This window comes from Rahnella sp. CG8 (assembly GCF_023701875.1).
Classification (GTDB): Bacteria; Pseudomonadota; Gammaproteobacteria; order Enterobacterales; family Enterobacteriaceae; genus Rahnella; species Rahnella aceris.
The window spans coordinates 36,964-58,442 of sequence record NZ_JABAED010000018.1 but is presented as its reverse complement, the minus strand read 5'-3'; the positions used below and the strand labels follow the sequence as shown (position 1 = coordinate 58,442).

Genomic DNA, 21,479 nt, shown 5'->3' with positions numbered 1-21,479 from the left:
CGGGTCTCCTGACGATACTGATTGAGGCATCAGCCTTTGACTGCGCCGTTGGTTAATCCACTGACAATGCGTCGCTGGAAAATAAGCACCAGCACCACAATGGGAAGCGTGACGATGACTGAGGAAGCCATGATGGCGCCCCATGGAAGTTCGAATTGGGAAGATCCTTGCAACATACTGATCGCCACGGGAACGGTTCGCTTGTCGCCGGAAATCACAAACGTCAGGGCAAACATAAATTCATTCCAGGCGCCGATGAACGCCAGCAGTCCTGTCGTCACCAGCGACGGCCCCATGATGGGCACAAAGATACGGCTGATAATGGTCCAGGTGCTGGCACCATCGACGATTGCCGCTTCTTCCAGCTCGACGGGAATCGCCTTCATAAAGGTGGTCAGCACCCAGATTGTGAAGGGTAATGAAAAGGTGGAGTAGGACAGGACCAGCGCGCCAAGCGAGTCATACAATCCCATAAACCGCACCAGCTCAAACATACCTGACAGCACAGCCACCTGCGGGAACATGGACACACAGAGAATGGTGAACAGCAGATATTTTCGCCCTGTAAAACGAATGCGCGACAGCGCAAAAGCAGCCGTGATTGACACCAGCAGACACAGACCAACAGTGAGCGTTGCCACCACCGCCGAGTTAAAGAGACTGCGGGCAATGCCGTTATCCATCAGCGCGGTCACGTAATTCCCCCAGTTCATTTCATCGGGCAACCAGATCACGGTGAACAGATTTGCCCCCGAACGTAGCGAGGTGATAATCGCGTAGTAGAACGGGAACAGGCAGATCAAACAGGCAAATGCAGATCCTGCAAAAATCAGTGAACGCTGTGCGAGTTTTTGCTGCTGACGTTTCATTTTCATGATTATTCCTCTCCATTGCGGCGGCGACCCAGCATCAGGAAGCAGGCTGCAATCCCTGCCACCATCATGAATACCAGTACCGACGCAGCGGAACCGGATCCCATCTCCTGATAACTCACCAGCAAATCTCGTGCATAACCCGACACCGACACGGTGGCTTCACTGTTGGAGGTCAGGATATAAATCAGATCAAACACCCGTAGCGCATCCATGACGCGGAAAATCAGCGCGACAATCATTGCCGGCATGATCAACGGCAGTGTGATTCGACGAAAACGCTGCCAGGTATTGGCCCCGTCAATCCGCGCCGCTTCATACAGATCGCGCGGAATCAGCTGCAACGCGGCCAGCAGCATCAGCGCCATAAACGGTGTGGTTTTCCAGACATCGACGATGACCACCGCCCACATGGATAACCCCGGGTCTGCTACCCATGCCAGCGGGGAGTGAATAACCCCAAGCCTGAGCAACAGATTGTTCACCACCCCATACTGGTCATGGAACATCCAGCTCCACATTCTGGCGGACACAATCGTCGGGATCGCCCACGGCACCAGAATGGCGGTTCGCACCAGCCCCTGACCGCGAAACTTCTGGTTCATCAGCAAGGCAAGCAGCATGCCGAACACCAGTTCAAGCGACACCGACATCACGCTGAAACGCAGCGTGTTACCAACGGCCTTCCACCACAGCGGATCGGCCAGGACGCCGTAATAATGGGCACCGTCGGCCAGGTCAATGTAGTTGGTGAAGCCGACAAAACGGTAATCATCGGGCGAATCCAGCATGGCATCGGTGAAGCTGTAAAACAGTGTGCGGAACAGCGGCCAGCCTGCAACGGCGGCCAGTAACAGAAGAGATGGCGCCACCAGCAGCCAGGCGATACGGCTGCGGCGTAGCTGATAACCGGGCTTGCTGCGCTTCACCGCGCGGCTGCCAACGTTATCGTCAGGAAGTGATAGTGAGGGTGTTTCTGGCTTCATGCGTCAAACTCCGGACCGTTAATGGGGACGCTGAACTCAGCGCCATCCTCTGGCTTTAATTCTCTCCAGCCGCTGCTGCAACTCTGCCACTGCGGTCGCCCCGTCGCTGTCGCCACGCAGCACGTTGTAAGTTGCGTTATAAATCGCTTTGGAGACCTGCGCGTACTGGCGTTTGGTCTGCGATGCAGGGCGAGGCCTGGCCAGCAGGAAGATCTCTTTAAACTCGGCGAGATAGGGTGCCTGCGCCAGGACGTCAGGATCGTCATACAGCGCGGTGCGCGACGGCGCCCTGCCCATCAGCGTCAGCCCTTTCTTCTGTGATTCGGCACTGCTGACAATTTTTAACAGCGCCAGCGCGGCTTTCGGATTTTTGGTGTAAGCGCTGATCGCCCAGTGCCAGCCGCCCATGGTGCTAACAGAGGTGCCGTCCTCGCTCCGGGGTAACGGAATGACGCCGACTTTGCCACGGATCGGGCTGCTGCGGTCTTGCGCCAGCGTGTAGGCATAAGGCCAGTTGCGCATAAACAGGGCATCACCGTTCTGGAAGACCGGACGGGACTCCTCTTCCATGTAACCTAATGCTCCCGGTGGAACGATTTTCCCGATCCATGCCGCGGCCATATCCAGCGCCTGTGCGGCGCGTTGATTGTTGATGGTGATATTGCCGTTAGTATCAATAAAACTGCCGCCCTTCTGCGACTCCACCCACTCCAGCGCATTGCAGGTCAGCCCCTCATAGGCTTTGCCCTGAAACACCAGCCCCCAGAAGTTTTGATGTCCCGCTTCACGCTCACCTTGTTGAATCAGCGTGGCAATACGCGTCAGCTCGCTCCAGGTCACAGGCGGCTTTTGGCCGTATTTCGCCAATAAATCTTTGCGATAAAACAGCGCGCCTGCATCCATGTAAGCGGGAATGGCTTTGACACGACCGTTAACGATGTCGTTTTGGAACGCGTTCGGGAAAAAATCATTGCGGATATCACTGACGCTATCTGTTAAATCCAGCAGATGTTTATCCAGCACACCGATCCAGACGGTGTCGGCCAGGAAGAGATCGATCGCGCCCGAATCTTTGGCGGCAAATATCTGTTGAAACAACGACAATTTTTCATTCGAGGCCGGTGGAAGATCGATAAATTCCAGCGTGTGACCGGTCCGCGCTTCAAACTGCTGTTTAATGTCGTTACAGAACTGACGACTTTCCTTGCCAGGCGGACATTCCATACGCAGGGTGTCGGCATGAACCAGACTCGATGTCAGGGTCAGCGTGGCTGCAACCAGTCCCGGGATTACTCGTCTCATGGCTTACTCTCAGGTCGTGGCGGGAATACCGTCATAGGAGGAAAATAGCGAAGCGGAGACATTGGTGGAAATTGATTTTCACTGCTAAGGTATACAAATTATCTATACCACCTGGGAAATGTGTGATCTTGGATAAAATTCTGCGGCAGTTTATCGAAGTGGCGATGTTCAAAAATGTGAGTCATGCAGCAAACAAACTTTGCCTTAGTCAGCCGACACTTACGCATAATATGAAGAAGCTGGAGGAGAATCTGGGCGTGCAACTGCTTGTGCGCACCTCAACGGGCGTGAAAACGACCGAGTACGGCGATCTTTTGCTGGAGCAGGCGCAGATGATGCAGCGTATTTATGAAAATACGCTGAGTAAACTGGCGCTTATCAAAGCGCGTCAGGTGCAGAGTTTGCGAATGGGCACCGGGCATGCCTGGTGGCACATGTTTGTACGCGACAGTTTCAACACTTACCGCACGCTGCATCCCACGGTAAATATCCATATCGATCAGGGAAATCACCTGCGACTGATGGACTTACTGCTTGGCGGTGATATCGATCTCTTTATCGGGCATGAGATTCAGGGGCTGAATTCCAGGGCAGGCATCACCTTTGTGCCGCTGTTCAGCGTCACCGACAGCCTGTTTGTCCGACGCGGGCATCCGTTAGGCAACAACGTCATCGACCCCTTCCAGCTGCAAGACTATCCTTGCGTTGAACTGACGCCGGATGAAGGGCGTTTTCAACACATGGTCGAGGACATGCAACCCAAAAGGCTGGCGCGCAACCAGATGCATCTTGAAGATAGGGTGATCTGGTCAACTAACTCGATGATGGCGGCGATAGACATGGTCAATGATTCCGACGCCATCATGCTGAGTTATCCGACGTGCATGGCGGACTACTTTGCGCGTTACGGCATTATACCGCTGCAAACCACGCAACAAAGCCCGCGCTATAACGTGGGCTTTTATATGATGCGGGAGAAGATGGATGCGGCGCACGTGGTGCAGATGCAGGCATTGATGCAAGAGCATCTGGCGCGGGTCAGCCACCTGCTGGTCTGACTATTTTTGAGTTAACGCCGTCAGCGCCTGATACAGCGACCGGGTATTGCCCGGTCCGACCACCAGATGATACTCCGTGTCGCATTGTGGTGTTTCTACTTCAAGTACAGCCCGAATGGCCTCCGGTGCTTCTAATGCCTGCCTGTCGAGCAGGGAAGCATCGCGCACCTGCATCCGGATCCTACTGGCACAGTAGGTCATTTTAGTGAGGTTATCCGCGCCGCCAATTGAGTGAACAACTAACGCTGCCAGTTGTTGGGTTTCCATATTCTCTCCTGATAGCCCTTAATGTTTCCGCAGCAGCATAAGTCTGACGTTCAACAAAGTGAAATCGATTTATTCGCAAGCGATATAGACGTTGTCTATATCTTTACGGCAGGGTCTCTGCCATTGAATACCTCAGGCATTTCCAGTTTTCCCTCCGCTCCGGGACAATCATCCCCTCCCGGATGGGGGGTTTAACGCTGACAATCAATAAGCGCGACGTAACGCCGCGCTTTGATTTACATGCAGAATACGTTTTCACTCGCTTACTGCGGAACAGGTGTCACCAACGGCTCGCCAGCAAAATAGGCGTTGACATTTTCCAGCACCAGACGCGACATCTCTTTGCGCGTCGCCCAGGTAGCACTGGCCATATGCGGCGTGACCACCACATTTGCCCGGTGTAACAATGCGTGCGGAACGTGCGGTTCGTCGGTGAAAACATCAAGACCGGCTCCCCCGAGTGTCCCCTCTTCGATGGCTTCAATCAGCGCCCGCTCATCGACTACCGAACCACGGGAAATATTGATCAGAATGCCTTCCGCGCCCAGAGCATTCAATACATCGCGGTTAACGAGGCCGCGGGTTTCGGCACCACCGTTGGTACAGACCACCAGAAAATCACTCGCCCCGGCCAGCGATAGCAAAGTTGCATGGAAGGTGTAATCCGTGTCGGCAAGTGCAGCGCGATCCGTATAGGCGATCGACATATTAAATGCCGCAGCGCGTTTGGCGATAGCACGCCCAATACGCCCCATGCCAATAATGCCTAACCGCGCCCCTGAGACTTTACGGGTCCAGGGATAACCGCCCTTCTGCCATGCTCCCTGTTCGATAAAGCGTTGTGCTGCGGGGATCTGGCGTGACGTTGCCAGTATCAACCCCATGGCCAGGTCGGCGACGTCATCCGTCAATACGCCGGGGGTATGGGTCACAGCAATCTCACGCTCTCTTGCTGCGGCAACATCAATACCGTCATAGCCAACACCAAAGTCGCTGATGAGTTCAAGGTTAGGTAGCCGTCCCATAAATTCGCGACTGACCACGGCTTCGCCGTTAGTGAGTACTACACGAAACTCGGCGGCCAGCCGGTCAAACTCCCCGGCGGCCATGTCGTTGTATTCATACACATCGTATAGCGCGTTCAGTTGTGCATTCAACTGATCTGGCAGCGATGCCTGCTTCAATATTTTCTGTTTAACCGCGATATTCTTCATAACGAGACCTTAGTGTTGCGATAATGATGAGGCTGACGATTTTGTCGCTATTACTTTAGCCGGACGGCCGACATAGATACCGACGATGCCGCCGATAACCAGTGCCGTAGCAATGATCAATAAGCCATAATGGAAACTGCCGGTGACATCCTTTATTTTTCCCAGCAATGGCGGCAATCCCAGACCGGCAAAGTTGGCAATGGCATTAATGAAAGCAATAGAAGCCGCCGCAGCAACACCCGCTAATTTTTCGGTCGTTACCGCCCAGAATATCGGGGTCAGCGCGAAGTTAAAGCCTACAGTCAATACCAGCATAATATAGGCAATAAAGAGGTTACTGGTATATATCGAAGCAGCCAGCAGTAAGCCGGAAATAATTAACGGCACCCCCAGATGCAGCGATCGCTCTTTGGTGAGATCCGAATGACGTCCATTCACGTACATAAAGATCGCGGCAAAGGCAAAAGGAATGGCCGACAAAACGCTAATAACGAAATTACTCTGTTCTGTAGCCACACTTTTAATAATGAGCGGCAGGAAGAGTGTAATACCAATTGAGCAAAATGCTTGCAGGAACCACACCAGACTCAACATCAATACCACTTTATTCCTGAGCGCACTGGCCCATGAATGATGTTTCCCTACTTCTACGTCACCATTCTCTTGTTGTAACCGGGTGTTCAGCCATTTTTTCTCGTCCGCACTCAACCAGGTGGCATGATTTGGCGTATCCGGCAGACGTAACAGTACCAGACAGCCGAGAATGATGGCCGGGATGCCTTCCATCGCAAACAGCCAGCGCCAGCCCGCGATATCAGCAATGCCGTGCATATTGAGAATACTGCCGGAAATCGGTAATCCAATCACTGACGCCAGCACCGATCCCATATAGAAGAACGACATGGCACGGGCGCGGTTGCTCTTGGGAAACCAGCAGGAGATATAGTAGATAATCCCCGGTGTAAACCCGGCTTCTGCCATACCCAGCAAAAAGCGCATCACGTACAGTTGTGTCGGCGTATGGACCAGTGACATCCCGGCGCTGACAACCCCCCAGGTAATCATGATGCGCGCAATCCAGATGCGTGCACCAACCCGCGTCATAATGACGTTACTGGGTATTTCAAAAATGATGTAGGAGATATAGAACATACCGACACCCAGGCCATACATACTGGCAGACAGGCCCAAATCGGCATTCATTTGCAGTGCCGCAACGGATATATTGGTTTTATCCAGATTGGCAACAAAGTAGCAAATAATAATAAAAGGTATTATTTTTGCGTTTAATTTTTTTAGTGTTGTAGAGCACAGATCGATGTTCATTATTATCACCTTAATGAGTCTGCTCTGGTGTCAGGGCATAAGATGGCCATTCCACGTAATGTGGATTAAAAAACAAATACGGATATATCGATATTATTATTAATTGCTTTATTGATATAGTTTTACCTGATAGCTCTGTGACTTAAAATATATAGAACAGGTTACCATTCGGCGACAGCACCATCTTCATAACGCCAAATTGGGTTGCGCCAGTCAGGGGCATTCTTACTGCGCTCAATCACCAACTCCTCATTAATTTCAACGCCCAGTCCGGGTTTATTCAGCGGATAGAAATAACCATCCGTCATGGTAAAGTCTTCTTTATTAATGACATAATCCAATAATTCGGCTCCCTTATTATAATGGATACCCATACTCTGCTCCTGGAATACCGCATTACGCGCCACAAAATCCAGATGCAGGCAAGAAGCCAGTGCGATCGGCCCCAACGGACAATGCGGTGCCAGCGAAATATCGTAAGACTCTGCCATCGCCGCAATTTTGAAGCATTCCGTGATCCCACCTGCGTGCGACAAATCCGGCTGGATAATGGCTAAACCACCGTCGGCCAATACACGTTTGAACTCAAAGCGCGAGAACATGCGTTCACCGGCAGCAATGGGAATATGTGTCTGAGCAGCCAGACGAGGATAGTATTCTGCCTGTTCGGCCAGTACCGGTTCTTCGATAAATAGCGGACGGTAAGGTTCGAGCTCTTTGATCAGAATCTTCGCCATAGGTGCATTGACGCGGCCATGGAAGTCGAGTCCGAACTCAATGCTGTTACCGAATGCTTCACGAATTTGCGCCACGACGGCGACGGCATCGTCAACTTTACGTGAATTGTCTATCATGCCCATTTCTTCGCAGCCATTGAGTTTAAAGGTATCAAAACCAATGCCTTTCAACTTTTTAATGCCTTCAATCACATCTGCCGGGCGGTCGCCGCCAACCCAACTGTAGGCTTTAATCTTATCGCGAACCAGACCACCGAGCAGTTGATAAACAGGAACGCCCAGGGCTTTGCCCTTAATGTCCCACAGTGCCTGATCGATGCCGGAAATCGCGCTCATCAGAATCGGACCACCGCGATAAAATCCACCGCGATAGAGGGTCTGCCAAATGTCATTGATGCGCGCCGGATCCTGTCCGATCACATATTCAGACAGCTCATGCACAGCAGCCTCAACACTGCGGGCACGGCCTTCAACAACCGGCTCTCCCCAACCGACAATGCCTTCATCAGTTTCTATTTTCAGGAACATCCAGCGCGGCGGCAGCCGGTAGGTGGTTAGTTTGGTCACTTTCATCGGGTTGATTCCTTATAAGCTTTAACAAAGGCGTTAGCTTGTTGTGTCGTACGTTCAACAGACTGTCCGGCACGGTAGAGATCACTTCCCAGCCCTGCACCGATACAACCGGCATTAAGATAGAGATGTAAATTTTCAGGAGTGATACCCCCCACGGCAAAGACCGGAATTTCTGGCGGTAGCACCGCTTTCAACGCTTTGATGTAATCCGGTCCAAAGGCGTTGGAAGGGAAGATTTTCAGCGCCTGAGCGCCCGCATCCAGCGCATTGAAGGCTTCCGTCGCGGTCGCGCAACCAGAGCAGACGGTCATGCCATACCCCACAGCCCGGCGAATCACTTCCGGCTGAATATTAGGGGTGACCACCAGACGGCTGCCCATCGCATTCAGTTCATCAACTTGTGCAGGTTGTAAAACCGTCCCGGCACCAATCAGCGCCCGATGCCCGAACTCTTTCACCGTTTCACTGATGCTGCGCTGCCAGTCAGGCGAGTTGAGTGGGATCTCCACGGCATCAAAACCTGCCTCCAGCAATGCTGTCACATGCGCCTGAACGTCTTGTGGCGTGATACCGCGCAGAATGGCGATTAACGGAAGTTCAGTATTCCAACTCATTGATAATACTCCTTACACCTGCCTGGAAAGCGCGATCGCCTTCCAGCGTTTGCCAGGTCAGTCCGGCAAACTTCAATGCCTGCTGGTAACGTGCGGTCAGTTTGGGACTCCCAATTAAGGTAATGGGCTGATCGCCAGTGATGCCGTATTGCCGCTGCATTTGCGACACTTCATTGCCGATCAACAACCCCGACAGCCATTCACTGACGGCGCTTTTATCTAATTGCCCTAACACATGCGCCGCGCGGGTCTCAAAAAGACTGCGAATAATGTTGGTTTCTTTGAAACCACTCTCCAGCCCCTGCTGGAATACCGCCGGATTTGCCTGTTGCCCGGTCAGCCCGATACCAATCAGCGAATGGTGTATCAGCAAATGGTGGAGTTCGCCGGTCATGACAGTACGGAAATCAACAACCTCGCTACCGTCCATCTGTACCCATTTACTGTGCGTTCCCGGCATCAGATAAAGCGAAGCCGGACATTCTGTATAAGCACCTATTAACTGTGTTTCTTCACCGCGAATGACATTGCAATTACCCTCGCTGACCACACTCAGACCGGGAATAATCCACGCGTTGAACGGTGTGGCCTGCTCCACCCGCGTTAACTGTCTGGAGAAATCAGTCAGCCGCGTCGGGCAAGGCAGATAAGGTACCGTCATCCATCCTGCGTTGCTGCCAACCATTCCCGCCATCAGAACCGGTACCTGATGAGCTTGCCAGGGTAAAAGTGTGTCGCGGAAAACCTGTTCAGGAGTACGGCCATTGAGCCGGGTAACCCCCGCTTCTGACTCCAGGTGATCGGTACATTCACCGTTCAGGTAGAGCCAGGCGCGCAAGTTGGTCGAACCCCAGTCAATGGCGATATAACTTTCTCTCATGTAATATCCTTCAGCCTTTTGGTCGAGCTGGCGATCATTGTCAGTGCCGCCTGTTCTGCTGCATCTGCGTTCTGATGCCGTATCGCATCGTACAGATCCTGATGCTCCTTCAATGTGCGCGGCATGTTGGCTTCATCGGCCATATAGGTCCGTTCAAATACGGCACGCTGTAAGGAACTTATCGCCACACTGAGTTGTTGCAGCACCGGGTTATGCACCGACGCCAGTACCGCTTCGTGAAAACGGATATCAGCCTCATTGAAGGCGTCACGATTTTGGTGATCGGCGATCATATCGTTAAGCGCTTTTTCAATAACCGCTAATTCGCTGGAGGTCGCCCTTTCCGCAGCCCAGCGGGCAATGACCGGTTCAACCAGATTACGCACCTCGCTCATCGCCGGGATCAGCCGCGGGTCATAATCATTCGCCAACGACCACTGCAAAACATCGGTATCCAGATAATTCCACTGGTTGCGTAAAGCCACAAAAGCACCGCGATAACGCTTTATCTCCACCAGCCGCTTCGACATCAACGAGCGAAGCACTTCACGAATGATGTTCCGTGACGTCTGGAACTCTTCGCACAACTCCGTTTCCGCTGGCAGCGCAGACCCCGGGGCATATTTGCCACTGACGATTTGCTGCCCTATCTCGAGAATAATGCGATCGGTTTTGCTCAACTCCTGGCTACTCATAGATGCTCCACAAAAGACTAAAAGGAAAAGTTGCCGGGTACTTTACCTGTATCGAGCCTATGCGTCGCAAGATCACCGCACAATTCACAATTATTGTTCTTAACCTTGATTAAAATTGTAGTACAAAGTATTAATCATGTACTGCAATGTAGATCACAAAACGGTCGATGCCTTGCGATTTTGCTGAACAGCAGGGGTTAGCACGAAGATCGTTTTCGTTTGGCGAAAATCCAACAAGATGAGAATCTTTTATCCCTTTCTGGCCTGAGTTCGCTGGAAAGATGGGCTGAGAGAAATGCGTCGAATTGAATTAAACAGGCTGGATGATGCCATCAGTCTCTTTTAGGCATACAGCGAACTGGCCGGTATCACGGGCTCTCCTGTCAACCTCTTCTATTGCATTTTCCAGTGAATTGAGTTTCTCGTCCTGAAAACAAGGTGTGCGGGGTGAAGACAGGTAATCGAAAAGTGCCGATGCGTCTTTCTGTTTGAATGCGCGAATAATGAGTCGCGGTGTGGTAGTTAAAATCATTAAGACTACATATTATCTGGCAGGCGTTTATGCATTCTGAAAAGGCGGGCAACTGGTAAATCCAGGTTGTCCGCGCTAACCTCACTGGCTACTCAGGCATTGGGTCTGTCACTTTTGAAAGGGCATAGGGAATGGTCAGCTTAGCGGAAGAAATCAGTCTTGAGGTATGTGAAGATTCAGATGCAGCGCAATTGCTGCTAATTGAAGAAGGGCTCAATGAATTTAACGATCTTATGACGGGTATAAACGATCGTAAGCCACTGTCTGTATTGGTCAGATCAACCCGCACGGGTAAGGTACTTGGCGGAATGCAAGGGCGGTCATCGCTGGGACTCCTGTTTATAGATCTTTTTTATCTTCCACCCGAGTTGCGAAAAATGGGGATAGGTTCAGACATCCTTCATCGCTTTGAAGATGAAGGGCGAAAAAGAGGCTGCTCTGCTGCGTTTCTCTATACAATAAGCTTTCAGGCTCCTGATTTTTATAAAAAGTATGGCTGGGAAGAGTTCGGGCGTATTGACTGTCAACCGGAAGGAACAAGCCGTATTTTTATGAAAAAATCATTATAGGACATCTTAAATTTTGGCAAATATAACCAGGGGTAGTTAGTTCCCCAATATCATCTTGTTGATGAGTATTTACTCGCGCTCTGCCCATTTCTGTCACATAGCAGCCTCCACGCAGACGGACTGTCCGCTGTGAGCGGGGAGCGGACGTTTACTGAGGACTACTAAATATTTTCATCATTTTAAACATAACATCCCTGTTGTGAATCTGAAGGATTTTGGTTATAAAAACAGCAAGATAACTCATTGAATGAATCAAAAACTCAGGAGACATTTTGCCGATAACTACCTCTCGACTGCATCTTCGCCCTGTAATCAACTCAGACGGAGATGACCTTTTCAGAATTTATGGCGACCCTGCCACAAATACGTTTAATCCTGTAGGACCGTATCCTGATATTGATTATGCTCGTGATGTCTTGGCTCGATGGCTTAAACACTGGGAAGATTACGGTTTCGGAAACTGGGCTATCTCGTTAAAAGATAATCCTGAAAGGATTATCGGTTTTGGCGGGCTAAACATCCGCAGTTATGCCGATATTTCTATCAATAACTTGGGATATCGTTTCTCCACTGAGTCATGGGGAAAAGGCCTGGCGACAGAGTTTGCTAACTATGCGGTCAGCTATGGGTTTAATGAGCTCAAACTGCCTGATATATCTGCCACAGTAAGAGCAAATCACCTGGCGTCACAGAAAGTCCTAACGAATGCCGGACTAAGGTATGTACGTGACATTCATGATGTGGAAAATGCTCCAGCCAGCATGCTGTTTACACTGACCTATGCCGAATGGCACAAACAATAATGTTGATTTACAACGTATTGGGACGACACATTGGGATCAAGCGCGAAGATGATCGCTGCTGATATTTCGCGCAGACCTGACAGAGCGAAAACTTTCCCGACTTTACAATATTACTATTCCGGACAGTATGGCAGAAGACGAGATCATTGGCTGTCTGGGCGATATTTTCCATGAAGCAGCAACAGAGCGTCATCCTGATGTGATACGTGTTGAATAGCAATCTGTCAGGCTCACCCTCCCTAATACAACCGTTTTACCATAAGTCCTTCAACTTCCGCTCATGTAACAAAGCCGCCCGAAGGTGCGGACAGACTGCTATGAGCGAGGCGCTGACCCCGGCTTATTAAAACGAATGTCTGCGCTTCCACTCATTTACAACATCACCCAAAGTTTTTGGATCATCATTACGTATCCACATAATAAATTCACGATCGAATCGAAAATCTTCGCCACACTCCTTAATCATGAAACGACGAACGTTTTGCGTATTTTTGTAGTTTTTATCAATGCTAGTGGCACTGGTCAGTAATGAGCTATGCCAATCAATTTTCAATTTACTCACTCCTATGATGAAGAGGTTGATTAGAAATTAGGATACTAAATGGGCTTAAAGATATGTTTAAGTGAAAGAATAAGCTTGTTTTGAAGTTAATTGCTATCAACTCAGTATTTCTGCCACTCTTTGGCCGAAGGTTGTGGGATCCTGTAACATCATGAGATGACCCGTTGAAGGCATGACAGTGACACTTTTCGCGTGCTGAGTTGCCCAGTCGGGAACATCCCAGCCACTCGCTGAATGTTCACCCGCCAGTAAATGCACAGGGACAGAAGTAAACACGGTTTTGACCAGAGTTTGATAGCCAGGGTCCCCGGTGACCTCGACAACTGACCGGGCCATGGCAAGCAGCGTTGAAGCTGGCTGATGTTTAAGCCAGATTGTCGCGATTTGTATTTTGTCAGACTGCGGATCGATTCCGGAGCCCTCCAGCCAGGTTTCTGGCGAATCTTGCATCTCCGCCGACATGGATTCGACTTGCGTTAATGTCATTTTCGCGATGGTGGATGTCCAGAACGCATCTTTAAGAGAGAAGTTGCCTTCTACACTGACAATCTCCTTAACGCATTCGGGATATTTATGCGCAAACGCGTAGGCCACAGCGCCTCCGACAGAATGACCCACAAGGCTCACGGCGGATCCCTGATATCCGGCCTGGATCACCTCATAAATCCGTTTCACCTGCCCCCAGATGTTTATTTTCCCTACAGGTATATCGCTGCGTGCGCCGTAGCCGTTATAATTATCAAAATTTATTATAAAACATGGAGTAAGACTAATGAGTATCAATGTAAGAACAGCTCAACTTTCTGATATTGATGGTATGTTCGAAGTGAGAACATCGGTAATCGAGAATCATCTGAGTCGTGAAGAAATGCGGCAGATGGGGATTACCGAAAGCGTCGTGGCCGATATGATTGAGAAGAATCATTGCGCATGGGTTGCGATTGAAAACGACAAAATCATCGGTTTTACAATGATTTTGCCGGATGAAGGTTGTCTTTTTGCGGCCTTTGTTCTCCCGGAATATGAAGGCAGAGGTGTAGGTCGCAGGCTTGTTGTGCTAGCTGAGCAGGAATTATTCAAACATCATGAGATTGCTTGGCTGGAAACCGATAAAAATAGTCGCGCGGCGAAATTCTACATGCAACTGGGCTGGGGCAATGAAACAAATATTAACGGCACTGATATCAAATTAGAAAAACGTCGCGATATTTAAACCAATTCAACTTCCATCAATGTCCGCTTCTGGCACAGAGCAGACTGTCAGATCTCTTTGTACCCGCATCGTTTTCACGTTGTTCGTTCTACGCGTGGCAGGGGATGCTTGCCATCTTGCTCATTCCTTGCCAGCGGGAAACATACATCCGCCATTGCGAACCAGCGCCTTCACCTCTTCGCTCACTTCCACGGGGTTTCGACTTAATCGATCAACCCACTCCTTGCGGTGCAATACGTACGACTTCGAATCGTGCTTCGCGCTCCAAAGAACGATGTTAAGCATGACAGGAATGAGGTCGAGGCCCTTCTCGGTCAGAGTGTATAAATCCTTGCGCCCGTCGTCGGGACTGGGCGCCCTCGCAAGAATCCCCTGCTGCTCAAGAAAGGCAAGGCGGGAAGCCAGGACATTGGTCGCAATCCCCTCTTCCGATTTCATAAACTCGCCATAGGTCTTCTTACCGGTAAAAACGATGTCGCGAATGATCAAGAGCGACCACCGGTCGCCGAAGATCTCCACGCCGTAATTTACCGCGCAATGGGACCGAATTTCTTTATTCGTCGTTTTCATGGCGAGATCTTACATCGCTTGTCTATCGCAAGCAAACCCCCCTCTCTTGTTCTCACTTGCTTTTTACAAGTAATTTTACTTGTTTATTGCAAGTGACAAGGCTAGCATGACCTGTACGTTGAGTCCGGTTGTGGGATCGCACCTGCAGTCCATGAACGATTAACCCCCTATCCGTAAGGAAATTGCACATGAGCACTATCAGCATCATCGGCTCCGGCGGCATGGCGGCGGCGATCGGCGGTCTTGCCGCCAGGGCCGGACACCTCGTCGAGGTAATGAGTCGCGACGCTGCCAAGGCGCGGGCGCTGGCAGGGCAGATCGGAGCCGGTGCAACGACGGGAACCTTCGGCGCCACCCCGGCCGGGGACATCGTCATCCTGGCGGTTCCCTACTCCGCCGTTCTCGACGTGCTGAAGCAGTACGGCGAAAAGCTGGCGGGCAAGCTTGTTATCGACATCACCAACCCCATCAAATCCGACTTCTCGGGCTTCCTGACACCTGAAGACAGTTTCGGCGCGCAGGAGATCGCCAGGGTTGCCCCTGCTAATGCCAATATCGTCAAAGCATTCAACACCCAGTCTTCCCACGTCCTGGCTGCCGGTTCAGTTCACGGTCAGTTGCTGGACGTGTTCATCGCCGGGGACGACGCGCAGGCGAAGGCACACGTCTCGGCGTTCATCGGGAGCCTCGGGCTGCGCCCGATGGATACCGGGCCGCTGTTCATGGCGCGGACACTGGAGCATGCCTGCATGCTGTGGTTGGGCCTCATGACCCACGCCATCAAACACACTAATTTCTCGATCGGTGTCAGCCTTCCCGGTTGAGCGCACGGCACCACCTGACATTCGCATCACACCTAACAGGAGCAATATCATGCACGTTTTAGTCACTGGCGGGACCGGCCATATCGGCTCATACATCATCTCCGAGCTTATCGCCGCTGGCCACGAGGTCACCGGCCTGGCCAGATCGGACAAATCCGCCGCTGCGCTATCCGCACTCGGCGCCAAGGTGCGTCGCGGGGATATTTCCGACCTGGATGGGCTCAAGGCAGCGGCGGCAGAGTCCGATGGCGTCATCCACGTCGCACACCGGCAAGACCTGCTTCCCGTCGGCGGAATTGACGCCGTGGCCGCAGCGGAACTCCAGATCATGCTCGCGTACGGCGAGGCATTGGCTGGAACCGGAAAACCGCTGGTCGTTTCGGGGAGCATTGGCTCGCCCACAAACCTGGGCTGGGCAGCGCCCGGAGCCAGCTTCCTCGACCGACCAGCAACCGAAGAAGACCCGGCCCTTCCCGGCGGCGATGCGTACAAGGGCTCCCTGCGGGTTCGTAACGTCGTGGAACTCGCGGTAATCGGCCTTGCGGAGCGCGGCGTGCGATCCTCGATCGTGCGGATCCCGACTATCGCGCACAGCATGACCGACAATACCGGGTTCCTCCCGCTGCTGATTGGCCTCGCCAAGGAGAAGGGGGTCATCGGCTACCCCGGAGATGGCGCAAACCTGTGGCCGGCGGTGCATGCCCGCGACCTCGCCGCGCTGTTCCGCCTGGCGCTGGAGAAGGGGCCGGCCGGCAAAACCTGGCATGGGATCGAGAGCGAGGGCATCCCGTTCCGCGAGATCGCCGAGGCCATTGGCAGCCGTCTGGGCCTGCCCGCGGTGAGCATTCCCACCGACGAACTAATGCTGCCGGGATACTTTGGGTTCCTCGCGAATCTGGTCACGCTGAACCTCCCGGCGTCCAACCTCATCACCCGCCAGACCCTCGGCTGGGAACCCGCCCAGTCCGGGCTGCTCGCCGATTTGGACAACGGCCATTACTTCCCTGCCAGCTGATCTGCCGGCAGCAGAAAATACCCCCACTCACGAGGAATGTATCTATGAGCACTATCAGCATCATCGGATCAGGAGGCATGGCTACGGCCATCGGCCACCGTACAGCCCGGGCCGGACATACTGTTGAGGTGATCAGCCGCGATGCCGCCAGGGCGCAGGCGCTGGCCGACCAGCTCACAGCCGGAGCGATCACCGGGATGTACGGTGCCGCACCAGCGGGCGACATCGTCATTCTCGCCGTGCCATACACCAGTGTCGCGGCGGTGGTGGCCGACTTTGGCGAAGCACTCGACAGCAAAGTAATCATCGACATCACGAACCCGTTTGCTTCCGATCTCTCGGGCCTCGCCACTCCCCACGGCAGTTCCGGTGCGCAGGAGATCGCCAGACTCCTCCCCGCCGGTGCGCATGTCGTGAAGGCGTTCAATACCCTCTTCGGTCGCGTACTTGCCAGGGGCGGAGACCTCGATGCGTTCATCGCAGCCGACGATGCACAGGCGAAGGCACGCGTCTCGGCCTTCCTCGACAGCCTCGGGTTGCGTCCGTTCGATGTCGGCGGCCTGCAAATGGCCCAGACACTGGAGTCGCTCGGCCTGATGATGATCGGCCTGGCCAAGAATGGCGCCGGCAGCTGGGACATCGCCATGAAAGTCGATATCGGCTGAATCAGACACCACAGCTTCACCGGTAGCACTGGCGCGGGTCTCACGATGACGCGAGGCCAATGGCGGCCATTTTGGTGATGTTGACAGGATGGGTGTTTTTCTAAGTTATTAATCACTTAATGGAAATGGCGTTCCCGGTCAGAGTAGCCCTATTAGATAAGCCCACTTAGGGAAACTTAAGTGGGCTTTTTGTTTTTTTGACCGGCAGCTATGAGCGAGAAGCGGACTAAAAGTAATATGAAAGCATCAATGTAAATTTTCGAGCAATTCACGCTCAAAATATGTATAAAATTTCTTTTTATTAAGATTAAGTAGGATTTTAAATGTCTGCGATTGATGAATTAAAGGTGAAGTATCCAAGCGCTGATGCTTGGCAAATTGGTGATAGCCCAGAACTGGCCAACGAGCTTGCAGACCTTATTAAAAAAGGGATTAAAACGGCCTCATGCGGTTCTTTTACATCTTACCTACAAGAAAAATATGCACCTAAGATTGGGAGTTATAACATCATCCTTGATAGCCTAGATGTACCAGTATGCGTTATTAGGTTGGTTTCGATGCGACTGGTGCGTTTTTGTGATGTTACCGCCGACTTTGCCCGAAAGGAAGGTGAAGGTGATTTGAGCCTTGAGTATTGGCAGAAAGAACATCAGCGGTTTTTTACTCGTGAAGGTTATTTTTCTGATGATATGGAGCTGATCGCTGAAGAATTTGAAGTTGTTGAGATTTTATGAATCGGACAAAGTGTCTACATTTCAAATGAGACAAATATCGTAGCGTTTTACCTACTGCAACTTATATAAAGTTTCGCTCCTGGCAAAAATCGGCCTGGGAAGGTGTGACATCAGTAATAAGCAAAAAAGCTGACATCTTTTCGTATCTCAATGAAAAAATATGTTCAGCGTTCTTTCTCATCAATCCAGGCAATGAGATCGGCGAGCCTATTCTCAGAAAACACGGCTATTCCATGTTCAGTGAGCAGAGACGCTGCGAGTCCCATGCCTGACTTACGTTGGCCGCTAAATGAACCGTCATAGATGAATTGACTACCGCATGTTGGACTGCCGTCGGTTAACAGCGCAGCGGTACAACCTGATTCCCGAGCAGTACGTAGTGCCAACCAGGCGGCAAGCTGGTAGTGCTCAGTGACATCCTGCCCCGTAATTTCAAGTATTCTGACCTGCGCCTTCTTTACGTCTTTACCATCAGTACAAACAATCTCAGCTGGGGGACGTGGGATTGGCAACCCGGCGGCCAGTTCAGGACAATGGATCACAAGACGCTGTTCTTTCTGCCAGCGCTGCAACTGATCGGTCATTTGTGCTTTATCGCTTCCGTCATAGCGCACTTTGAACCCCACCAGGCAAGCACTGACCAGTATTTTATTTATCATCGTTATCGTATATCTGGGCAAATGAATACTTCGATTATAACACCTTCGCTTTTTACATAAACATAGCTGTGGCAACGCAACAGGCGGCTAAGAGCGAGGAACGGACGGTATTGGCATTGAAAATAGTAGTAAATGTAGATAATCCAATAGATACACAGCCTAATCTTTATTGATATAATGGAAATTACAGTTCACTACGATGAGGTCTGAGTGTATCTATGGGAGCAGTTACTGGAGCGGTGTTAACCTCAACGGCTAATGAGGTGGTAAAAAAAACAATAGGGCCAGTCTTTGATTTCTTAGTCAAAAAATATGAACTTTTAGATATACCAAGATTCAAGGAACACTATCTAGAGTATTGTGAAAAAACTCTAGAAATAAAAACGCTGGTTTCTCAAGATAAATCCTTCCATGTTGATGAGATTTACATTCCAATCGATATAATGCAATCTGGCACCCAAAGCAGATTAGAGATAAATAATTTCACAGCTTTAGATAATGATAGAGCCATATTAATAAAAGGGCTGGCTGGGCAAGGGAAGTCAACATTGCTTCGAAAATTATTATCTAATAATGCGAAAAGGTTCAGCCGACTGCCAGTTTTCTATGAGCTTAAAAATTATAATGGCGGTACCTTAGAGCTCGCCATATCAAAATCATTAAGCCATTTTGGAGTTCAAATATCAGAGTACGCGCTGAAAAAATTACTTTCCGACAGTAATGTTAAAATATACCTTGATGCATTTGATGAGGTTAAGCCTGAGTTTAGGATTGAACTAATTGATGAAATAAAGCGTTTTATCAATTCGTTTAAATGCCATGTAGTCTGTACAAGCAGACCTAGCACTGAAATTGATTCCTTGTCAGAATTTAGAACATTTTCTGTGTGTGAGTTAACTGAAGAGCAAATTTTTGGAATTATCAAGAAAACAGCATCTGATCATGAAAAGTGCGATGAACTATGTGGCGCTCTCAAACGTAGTCCTTTACATACAAAAAAAGACTCCATCCTTAAATCACCTATTTTAGTTGTTTTATTCTGTATCAGTTACAATTTAGGTGAAGATATACCAAATACATTATCACAATTTTATTCAAATATTTTCGATACTGTTTTTCATCGCCATGACAATATAAAGGGGAAAGTATACAGAGAGCGTCACTGGAATGATAATAGACGTGTTTATAGAGAGCTTTTTGATTGTTTGTGTTTCATTTCCCTAAGCGATGGCCTGAATGGATTTAGTCATGAAAAACTAGTAAATTTCGTATCAATCTCACTTAAACATATAAATGAAGAGTATTCCATAGCTGAAAAGGCTGTGAAAGAGTTATCTTCCATTACAAATTTAATTATTGAAGATGGCTTTAATGAGTATCGGTTCGTACATAAGTCAATTCAAGAATTTTTTGCCGCATCCTTTATTATGTCATTGCAGCATGACAAAAAAACCTCATTTTATAAAAAATGCTTTAATGACTATTCTTTTTACACCACCTTTCATAATAGCTTATTTTTTCTAGAGGAATTAGACTATTATAACTACCATGAATATGGGTTCATCCCTGCAATAACCAACTTTCTTTGTTTATCTTCTCAGGCTGTGAAAATTGATAACTATGCAATACCAACCTCTGTTAAGGATGTTTTCTTGGATGATATCCATCTTCGCGCCAAATTCACTATTTTTAAAGTGGGCAATAAAGAAAGCTATGAAGTAGAGAAAACAAACTTTAACTTCGATAAATCAGATTCATATCCTAGCCTATTCTCTAGCATATTTACGTTCTCTATTGATTTTATAAAAATAGAGTTATCTGACAAGGAGTTAATGAGTATCATTAGACAGAATGAGAATGCATTAGATAATGGTTGGTGTAAGTTAAGCATTAGAGAAATCCTTAAATTTAAAAACCTGCCCGATACAATTGCTTTGGAAGCATTAAACCTAGGCATTGATGTGCTCACTAGGAATAAGTTTAACAATGCTGTTGACAAGTTAAATAATCGAAGGGATTCATTAAATTCCACAGATTATTTTAACTTCTGACTAATAGGGTTGTGTAATTTGTACTATGTTTTAAAAATATACAAGGCTGTTTTGGTGATTTTCTTGGTCTAATAAAAACTTAGACAGAGATAGTTATATCTTAACGATGAAAAATGTCCGCTCCTGGCACCAAACTGCTGTAGGTGAGGTCCATCAGGTTGCTTCGAGCGAGGAGCTGACATTCGTAATTGTGTGCATCCTTACATCACGGTGTATGAAGCGACGAAAAGCGTATCAACTGCTATAAGTTCCGCATAATGCTCAAATTTGAATACTGAAACCGTAAACCTTATTTCATCCTTATTGCTTACCCTATGGTTTTACTATGAAAGATATCAACGTATCCGAGCTGGACAGTCTGATCGCAATTTATTTTGGGCAGGATTATGATCTGTTTGGTAGCGGTGAAAGCGTGGAAGCTCAAATTGATGCATGGATTGCTGACACATCAACTTCTTTACGGCATAGCTTGATAGGCGATATTGAGGAATTTACCCAGGAATGCGACGACCTTGAAAATGATTTTGAAAGTCGCTATGGCGCTGAATTCTCAATAGAATCATGGAATATGACCCCAGCAGATTTTCTCAGTTTGTTGAGGGAAAAGGTTTTCGACTCACTTTCTTAATGTGTATGCCAATGCGAAATAGCGCCCAAAAACATACCTACTACTAGCAAGGTATAGTCAATTCAGTTTGGCCGCTGGGTTGATCCGGCTGTAACTTTTGAAGGTCTGTTTGTGGCACACAGCAGACAAG

24 protein-coding genes and 2 pseudogenes are annotated in these 21,479 nt (G+C 49.6%); 11 read left to right on the top strand and 15 right to left on the bottom strand.

Annotated features, from left to right (window positions below; all coding sequences use genetic code 11):
• Positions 1–29: 29 nt before the first annotated feature.
• From HGO41_RS17100 to HGO41_RS17090, 3 genes are read right to left on the bottom strand one after another with little or no spacing between them, the layout of a single operon-like run.
• Entirely contained in the window at positions 30–875 is an 846-nt protein-coding gene (locus HGO41_RS17100; RefSeq protein WP_250981250.1) for a carbohydrate ABC transporter permease, read from the bottom strand.
• Positions 876–877: 2 nt separating this feature from the next.
• Positions 878–1,858, bottom strand: coding sequence for a carbohydrate ABC transporter permease (locus HGO41_RS17095; RefSeq protein ID WP_037034551.1), 981 nt, complete (start codon positions 1,856–1,858; stop codon positions 878–880).
• Between the two features lie 36 nt (positions 1,859–1,894).
• The gene (locus HGO41_RS17090) at positions 1,895–3,160 is read right to left on the bottom strand and encodes an ABC transporter substrate-binding protein (RefSeq protein ID WP_121019199.1); all 1,266 of its coding nucleotides are present in this window, start codon (positions 3,158–3,160) and stop codon (positions 1,895–1,897) included.
• A gap of 122 nt (positions 3,161–3,282) precedes the next feature.
• On the opposite strand from HGO41_RS17090, the gene HGO41_RS17085 reads away from it, so the two are divergent.
• Entirely contained in the window at positions 3,283–4,218 is a 936-nt protein-coding gene (locus tag HGO41_RS17085; protein WP_013575991.1) for a LysR family transcriptional regulator, read from the top strand.
• On the opposite strand, the gene HGO41_RS17080 is transcribed toward HGO41_RS17085, so the two are convergent.
• From HGO41_RS17080 to HGO41_RS17045, 8 genes and pseudogenes are all read right to left on the bottom strand, one after another.
• The gene (locus tag HGO41_RS17080) at positions 4,219–4,485 is read right to left on the bottom strand and encodes a PTS sugar transporter subunit IIB (RefSeq protein ID WP_013575992.1); all 267 of its coding nucleotides are present in this window, start codon (positions 4,483–4,485) and stop codon (positions 4,219–4,221) included.
• A gap of 263 nt (positions 4,486–4,748) precedes the next feature.
• Positions 4,749–5,699, bottom strand: a complete 951-nt coding sequence (locus HGO41_RS17075) for a 2-hydroxyacid dehydrogenase (protein ID WP_131637892.1) — start codon at positions 5,697–5,699, stop codon at positions 4,749–4,751.
• Between the two features lie 9 nt (positions 5,700–5,708).
• Positions 5,709–7,025, bottom strand: a complete 1,317-nt coding sequence (locus tag HGO41_RS17070) for an MFS transporter (RefSeq protein WP_013575994.1) — start codon at positions 7,023–7,025, stop codon at positions 5,709–5,711.
• A gap of 161 nt (positions 7,026–7,186) precedes the next feature.
• Entirely contained in the window at positions 7,187–8,335 is a 1,149-nt protein-coding gene (gene dgoD, locus HGO41_RS17065; RefSeq protein ID WP_015690092.1) for a galactonate dehydratase, read from the bottom strand.
• On the bottom strand, positions 8,332–8,949 hold the full coding sequence (locus tag HGO41_RS17060) for a 2-dehydro-3-deoxy-6-phosphogalactonate aldolase (protein WP_013575996.1): 618 nt from the start codon (positions 8,947–8,949) through the stop codon (positions 8,332–8,334). Before HGO41_RS17060 ends, dgoD begins: the two co-directional genes overlap by 4 nt.
• The gene (locus tag HGO41_RS17055) at positions 8,933–9,829 is read right to left on the bottom strand and encodes a 2-dehydro-3-deoxygalactonokinase (RefSeq protein WP_250981249.1); all 897 of its coding nucleotides are present in this window, start codon (positions 9,827–9,829) and stop codon (positions 8,933–8,935) included. The genes HGO41_RS17060 and HGO41_RS17055 overlap by 17 nt, the downstream gene beginning before the upstream one ends.
• Positions 9,826–10,524 (bottom strand): D-galactonate utilization transcriptional regulator DgoR, encoded by a 699-nt coding sequence (gene dgoR, locus HGO41_RS17050; RefSeq protein WP_013575998.1) that lies wholly within the window; start codon positions 10,522–10,524, stop codon positions 9,826–9,828. Before dgoR ends, HGO41_RS17055 begins: the two co-directional genes overlap by 4 nt.
• A 322-nt stretch (positions 10,525–10,846) precedes the next feature.
• Positions 10,847–11,056 (bottom strand): annotated as a pseudogene (locus HGO41_RS17045) (GNAT family N-acetyltransferase); the annotation flags it as partial.
• 131 nt (positions 11,057–11,187) lie between these two features.
• On the opposite strand from HGO41_RS17045, the gene HGO41_RS17040 reads away from it, so the two are divergent.
• From HGO41_RS17040 to HGO41_RS17030, 3 genes and pseudogenes are all read left to right on the top strand, one after another.
• Complete coding sequence (locus HGO41_RS17040) at positions 11,188–11,625, top strand: GNAT family N-acetyltransferase (RefSeq protein WP_112198480.1); 438 nt, start codon at positions 11,188–11,190, stop codon at positions 11,623–11,625.
• 272 nt (positions 11,626–11,897) lie between these two features.
• Positions 11,898–12,428 carry a GNAT family N-acetyltransferase gene (locus tag HGO41_RS17035; RefSeq protein WP_013578392.1) on the top strand — a complete coding sequence of 177 codons (531 nt, stop codon included), beginning with the start codon at positions 11,898–11,900 and terminating at the stop codon, positions 12,426–12,428.
• Positions 12,428–12,645, top strand: a pseudogene (locus HGO41_RS17030) (DUF7661 family protein). Before HGO41_RS17035 ends, HGO41_RS17030 begins: the two are co-directional and overlap by 1 nt.
• 126 nt (positions 12,646–12,771) lie before the next feature.
• Here HGO41_RS17030 and HGO41_RS17025 read toward each other — a convergent pair.
• A complete protein-coding gene (locus HGO41_RS17025; protein WP_217243879.1) occupies positions 12,772–12,981 on the bottom strand; it encodes a DUF6434 domain-containing protein in 210 nt (69 codons plus the stop codon).
• A 105-nt stretch (positions 12,982–13,086) separates the two neighbouring features.
• Positions 13,087–13,773, bottom strand: coding sequence for an alpha/beta fold hydrolase (locus tag HGO41_RS17020; RefSeq protein WP_285427238.1), 687 nt, complete (start codon positions 13,771–13,773; stop codon positions 13,087–13,089).
• Here HGO41_RS17020 and HGO41_RS17015 point away from each other — a divergent pair.
• Entirely contained in the window at positions 13,763–14,203 is a 441-nt protein-coding gene (locus tag HGO41_RS17015) for a GNAT family N-acetyltransferase (RefSeq protein WP_217243880.1), read from the top strand. The genes HGO41_RS17020 and HGO41_RS17015 overlap by 11 nt on opposite strands.
• A 120-nt stretch (positions 14,204–14,323) precedes the next feature.
• Here HGO41_RS17015 and HGO41_RS17010 read toward each other — a convergent pair whose 3' ends face one another.
• Positions 14,324–14,773 carry a winged helix-turn-helix transcriptional regulator gene (locus HGO41_RS17010; protein ID WP_004946587.1) on the bottom strand — a complete coding sequence of 150 codons (450 nt, stop codon included), beginning with the start codon at positions 14,771–14,773 and terminating at the stop codon, positions 14,324–14,326.
• Between the two features lie 188 nt (positions 14,774–14,961).
• On the opposite strand from HGO41_RS17010, the gene HGO41_RS17005 reads away from it, so the two are divergent.
• The 4 genes from HGO41_RS17005 (at position 14,962) to HGO41_RS16990 (ending at position 18,011) form a co-directional block, all read left to right on the top strand.
• Entirely contained in the window at positions 14,962–15,597 is a 636-nt protein-coding gene (locus HGO41_RS17005) for an NADPH-dependent F420 reductase (RefSeq protein ID WP_217243669.1), read from the top strand.
• A gap of 49 nt (positions 15,598–15,646) precedes the next feature.
• The gene (locus HGO41_RS17000) at positions 15,647–16,612 is read left to right on the top strand and encodes an SDR family oxidoreductase (RefSeq protein WP_217243668.1); all 966 of its coding nucleotides are present in this window, start codon (positions 15,647–15,649) and stop codon (positions 16,610–16,612) included.
• A 44-nt stretch (positions 16,613–16,656) separates the two neighbouring features.
• Positions 16,657–17,277 (top strand): NADPH-dependent F420 reductase, encoded by a 621-nt coding sequence (locus HGO41_RS16995; protein WP_217243667.1) that lies wholly within the window; start codon positions 16,657–16,659, stop codon positions 17,275–17,277.
• Positions 17,278–17,600: 323 nt separating this feature from the next.
• Positions 17,601–18,011 (top strand): ASCH domain-containing protein, encoded by a 411-nt coding sequence (locus HGO41_RS16990; protein WP_250981247.1) that lies wholly within the window; start codon positions 17,601–17,603, stop codon positions 18,009–18,011.
• A gap of 164 nt (positions 18,012–18,175) precedes the next feature.
• Here the strand turns inward: HGO41_RS16990 and HGO41_RS16985 are convergent, their stop codons facing one another.
• Entirely contained in the window at positions 18,176–18,670 is a 495-nt protein-coding gene (locus HGO41_RS16985) for a 2-thiouracil desulfurase family protein (RefSeq protein ID WP_250981246.1), read from the bottom strand.
• A 218-nt stretch (positions 18,671–18,888) separates the two neighbouring features.
• Between HGO41_RS16985 and HGO41_RS16980 the strand changes: the two genes are divergently transcribed.
• Together HGO41_RS16980 and HGO41_RS16975 are read left to right on the top strand one after the other, a co-directional pair.
• Complete coding sequence (locus HGO41_RS16980; protein WP_250981245.1) at positions 18,889–20,721, top strand: NACHT domain-containing protein; 1,833 nt, start codon at positions 18,889–18,891, stop codon at positions 20,719–20,721.
• 325 nt (positions 20,722–21,046) lie between these two features.
• Positions 21,047–21,349, top strand: coding sequence for a contact-dependent growth inhibition system immunity protein (locus HGO41_RS16975; RefSeq protein ID WP_112152203.1), 303 nt, complete (start codon positions 21,047–21,049; stop codon positions 21,347–21,349).
• Positions 21,350–21,479 lie beyond the last annotated feature (130 nt).

Coding starts and splice junctions, on each gene's coding strand:
- HGO41_RS17100 (WP_250981250.1), bottom strand. CDS start 875: ATGAAAATGAAACGTCAGCAGCAAAAACTCGCACAGCGTTCACTGATT.
- HGO41_RS17095 (WP_037034551.1), bottom strand. CDS start 1,858: ATGAAGCCAGAAACACCCTCACTATCACTTCCTGACGATAACGTTGGC.
- HGO41_RS17090 (WP_121019199.1), bottom strand. CDS start 3,160: ATGAGACGAGTAATCCCGGGACTGGTTGCAGCCACGCTGACCCTGACA.
- HGO41_RS17080 (WP_013575992.1), bottom strand. CDS start 4,485: ATGGAAACCCAACAACTGGCAGCGTTAGTTGTTCACTCAATTGGCGGC.
- HGO41_RS17075 (WP_131637892.1), bottom strand. CDS start 5,699: ATGAAGAATATCGCGGTTAAACAGAAAATATTGAAGCAGGCATCGCTG.
- HGO41_RS17070 (WP_013575994.1), bottom strand. CDS start 7,025: ATGAACATCGATCTGTGCTCTACAACACTAAAAAAATTAAACGCAAAA.
- dgoD (WP_015690092.1), bottom strand. CDS start 8,335: ATGAAAGTGACCAAACTAACCACCTACCGGCTGCCGCCGCGCTGGATG.
- HGO41_RS17060 (WP_013575996.1), bottom strand. CDS start 8,949: ATGAGTTGGAATACTGAACTTCCGTTAATCGCCATTCTGCGCGGTATC.
- HGO41_RS17055 (WP_250981249.1), bottom strand. CDS start 9,829: ATGAGAGAAAGTTATATCGCCATTGACTGGGGTTCGACCAACTTGCGC.
- dgoR (WP_013575998.1), bottom strand. CDS start 10,524: ATGAGTAGCCAGGAGTTGAGCAAAACCGATCGCATTATTCTCGAGATA.
- HGO41_RS17040 (WP_112198480.1), top strand. CDS start 11,188: ATGGTCAGCTTAGCGGAAGAAATCAGTCTTGAGGTATGTGAAGATTCA.
- HGO41_RS17015 (WP_217243880.1), top strand. CDS start 13,763: ATGAGTATCAATGTAAGAACAGCTCAACTTTCTGATATTGATGGTATG.
- HGO41_RS17010 (WP_004946587.1), bottom strand. CDS start 14,773: ATGAAAACGACGAATAAAGAAATTCGGTCCCATTGCGCGGTAAATTAC.
- HGO41_RS17005 (WP_217243669.1), top strand. CDS start 14,962: ATGAGCACTATCAGCATCATCGGCTCCGGCGGCATGGCGGCGGCGATC.
- HGO41_RS17000 (WP_217243668.1), top strand. CDS start 15,647: ATGCACGTTTTAGTCACTGGCGGGACCGGCCATATCGGCTCATACATC.
- HGO41_RS16995 (WP_217243667.1), top strand. CDS start 16,657: ATGAGCACTATCAGCATCATCGGATCAGGAGGCATGGCTACGGCCATC.
- HGO41_RS16990 (WP_250981247.1), top strand. CDS start 17,601: ATGTCTGCGATTGATGAATTAAAGGTGAAGTATCCAAGCGCTGATGCT.
- HGO41_RS16985 (WP_250981246.1), bottom strand. CDS start 18,670: ATGATAAATAAAATACTGGTCAGTGCTTGCCTGGTGGGGTTCAAAGTG.
- HGO41_RS16980 (WP_250981245.1), top strand. CDS start 18,889: ATGGGAGCAGTTACTGGAGCGGTGTTAACCTCAACGGCTAATGAGGTG.
- HGO41_RS16975 (WP_112152203.1), top strand. CDS start 21,047: ATGAAAGATATCAACGTATCCGAGCTGGACAGTCTGATCGCAATTTAT.